This window comes from Geobacillus sp. ZGt-1, assembly GCF_001026865.1.
Taxonomy (GTDB): domain Bacteria; phylum Bacillota; class Bacilli; order Bacillales; family Anoxybacillaceae; genus Geobacillus; species Geobacillus thermoleovorans.
In genome coordinates, this window is record NZ_LDPD01000023.1 from 217836 (window position 1) to 220974 (window position 3139).

The window sequence follows — 3139 nt, forward strand, 5'->3', positions numbered from 1 at the left end:
CCGCCGATCAAATTAACGACCGATGACATCCGCCATGAAAAAGTGAAAGTGTTGCGCGCCTTGCGCCCGATTGCGCACGATGAAGTCGACCGCTATTTCGTGCGCGGCCAATACGGGCGCGGGGTGATCCACGGCAAAAACGTGCCGGCGTATCGCGAGGAGCCGAACGTCGATCCGGACTCGAACACGGAAACGTTCGTCGCTGGAAAACTCCTGATCGACAACTTCCGTTGGGCTGGCGTGCCGTTTTACATTCGCACCGGCAAACGGATGGCGGAAAAATCGACGAAAATCGTCGTCCAATTTAAAGATGTACCGATGAACTTGTATTACCGGACGAATGAGACGATCGCCCCGAACTTGCTCGTCATCCACATCCAGCCGGACGAAGGGATCACCCTTCATTTAAACGGCAAAAAAACCGGGGAATCGACGACCATAACAGCTCCATTTCAACTCGACTATTGCAACAACTGCATCGATGGGATCAACACGCCGGAAGCATACGAAAAGCTGCTGTACGACTGCATGCGCGGCGATGCGACAAACTTCACCCATTGGGATGAGGTAGCAGCGTCATGGCAGTTTGTCGACCCAATTTCTGAGGTGTGGGCGAACACAAAAGCTTCCGACTTTCCGAACTACGCGGCTGGCTCCATGGGCCCGGCGGCCGCGGACGAGCTGCTCAAAAAAGACGGCTTCCACTGGTGGCCGATCGAGCATCCGCGTTCGTAAAGACGCGATGGCCCGCCTGTTGCGCCTATCGCGTCCTCTTTGACAAACCAACATGGGGCGCTTGCCCCTTTATCCCTCATGCAAAGGAGCGAATGAACGATGAAGGTGTATGACGTCACCGCCCCGATTTACGAGGGCATGCCCGTGTATAAAAACAAACCAGAAAAACAGCCGAAACGCACAACGATCACCAACGGTTATGTGACCGAATCGCGCATTGACATGGACGTGCACACCGGCACGCACATTGACGCGCCCCTCCATATGGTCGAAGGCGGGGCGACGTTTGAAACGATTCCATTGAACGACCTCGTCGGCCCGTGCAAGCTGTTCGATTTGACGCATGTCAACGACCGGATCACGAAAGACGACATCGCGCATCTTGACATTCAAGAAGGCGACTTTGTGTTGTTCAAAACGAAAAATTCGTTCGAAGACGCGTTCCATTTCGAGTTTATTTTCGTCGCCGAAGACGCGGCCCGTTATTTGGCCGACAAACAAATCCGCGGCGTCGGCATCGACGCCCTTGGCATCGAACGGGCGCAGGAAGGCCACCCGACTCATAAAACGCTGTTTTCGGCCGGTGTCATCATCATCGAAGGGCTGCGGCTGAAAGACGTCCCCGAAGGACGCTATTTCATGGTCGCCGCTCCGCTCAAACTCGTCGGCACCGACGCCGCCCCGGCGCGCGTCTTGCTGTTGGACCGCGAGCCGTAAAAACAGCCGGTCCCCCGATGGGACCGGCTGTTTGATCATGTCAAATTGAATATTCGCCATGGCCGCCCTAAAGACTGGTAAAATGGCGGGGGCTTCCCCGCCTCTGTTTACAGCTCTTCCCCGTTCGTGCGAATGACGCGCTGGAACCAGTAGAAGCTTTTTTTCTTATAGCGCTTCAAATCGCGCAAGTTCTCGTCGTCGCGGTTGACGAAAATGACGCCGTAGCGCTTGCGCATCTCCCCTTGCGAGCTTAATAGATCCGTCGCCCCCCACATCAAATAGCCGATCACCTCGACCCCTTCTTCCATCGCCATCTTCATTTGTTCGATATGACGGCGCAAATAGTCGATCCGCTCATCATCTTCGACCGTGCCGTCCTCATTCAGCTCCTCTTCCAATCCGATCCCGTTTTCGGTGATGAAAATGGGCATCTGATAGCGGGCGTACACGTCTTTTAAGGCAATCCGCAACCCGATCGGATCGATCGCCCAGCCCCATTTCGTCTTTGGCAAATAGGGATTCGGTTCTAGACCTTTGACGATCCGCTCATCCTGTTCCTGATGGCGGACGATTTGGCTTTGATAGTAGCTGAACGACAAAAAGTCGACCGTCTGCGAACGGAGCAACTCCTCATCCCCCGCTTCGAGCGGCAGGCAGATTCCTTTTTTCTCAAGCCGGTTGGTCACATAACGCGGATAGGCGCCGCGGGCGAACACATCAAAGAAGAAATCAATGAACAGCTCTTTCGCCTGCACGTTCGCCAAAGCGTCTTCCGGCCGGCATGTCGCCGGATACGTCGTCAAATACGTCACCATCCCGCCGATCTTCGCCTCGGGAGCGATTTCGCGCAGCGCCTTCACCGCTTTCGCGTGGGCGATAAACACGTTATGACAGACGCGGTAGGCAAACGCTTCCGGGTCTTCGTCTTCCGGCCCAATCGCCCCCCATAAATGCGGCTGTTCGAGCACTAAATTTTGTTCGTTGAACGTCAGCCAATAGTTCACTTTCCCGCGGTAACGCTCAAATACGGTGCGCGCGTACCGCTCAAACAAGTCGACGACTTTCCGCGAGGCAAAGCCGTTGTATTTCTTGGCCAACGCCAGCGGCAAATCAAAATGGTACAGCGTAATGACCGGCTCGATGCCGTTCGCTCTCAATTCATCAAACACGGCGTCATAAAACGCCAAGCCCGCTTCATTCGGCTCCCCTTCCCCGTCCGGAAAAATGCGCGTCCAAGCGATGCTCGTCCGGTAGGCGGTAAAGCCGAGCTCCTTGAACAAAGCGATGTCTTCTTTGTAGCGATGGTAAAAATCGACCGCCACTTTCCAATCGGAATGCCCTTTTGGAATCGGGCGCGCATCAACGATCGACAGCCCTTTGCCGCCTTCGTTCCACGCCCCTTCCGTCTGGAACGACGTCACCGCCCCGCCCCATAAAAAGTCGTCGGGGATGATCGATTTACGCTGTTGTGACATGGAAAGACCCTCCTATCTGTGAACAGACGTGTTTAAGTGATTGAACGCCTTGGAAAATTCACCCTTGGGCATCATCCTCATGATGACATATTTGCTTCTTTATAAAACGAGACGAGCGGAGGTACGAGCCCGTCTAGACGTTGTGAAAACTGTTTCATGCGCTTTGGAGAACCAACGCTCCCAGCAATGGCAATTTTATCTTAATTAGGCGA

At 54.4% G+C, this 3139-nt stretch carries 2 protein-coding genes and 1 pseudogene; 2 read left to right on the forward strand and 1 reads right to left on the reverse strand.

All coding sequences use genetic code 11. The features are described 5' to 3' along the window. Both VU18_RS09835 and VU18_RS09840 read left to right on the forward strand, forming a co-directional pair. Nucleotides 1-735: pseudogene (locus VU18_RS09835) on the forward strand (glucose-6-phosphate dehydrogenase); the annotation flags it as partial. Nucleotides 736-834: 99 nt separating this feature from the next. Continuing rightward, nucleotides 835-1452: a cyclase family protein gene (locus tag VU18_RS09840; RefSeq protein WP_021322471.1), complete on the forward strand. Its 618-nt coding sequence runs from the start codon at nt 835-837 to the stop codon at nt 1450-1452. Between the two features lie 107 nt (nt 1453-1559). On the opposite strand, the gene VU18_RS09845 is transcribed toward VU18_RS09840, so the two are convergent. Further along, nucleotides 1560-2927, reverse strand: a complete 1368-nt coding sequence (locus tag VU18_RS09845; RefSeq protein WP_021322472.1) for a glycoside hydrolase family 1 protein — start codon at nt 2925-2927, stop codon at nt 1560-1562. Nucleotides 2928-3139: the final 212 nt, after the last annotated feature.

What these genes read in the sequence shown, in the direction of transcription:
- VU18_RS09840 (WP_021322471.1), top strand. Translation starts at nt 835, where the DNA reads ATGAAGGTGTATGACGTCACCGCCCCGATTTACGAGGGCATGCCCGTG.
- VU18_RS09845 (WP_021322472.1), bottom strand. Translation starts at nt 2,927, where the DNA reads ATGTCACAACAGCGTAAATCGATCATCCCCGACGACTTTTTATGGGGC.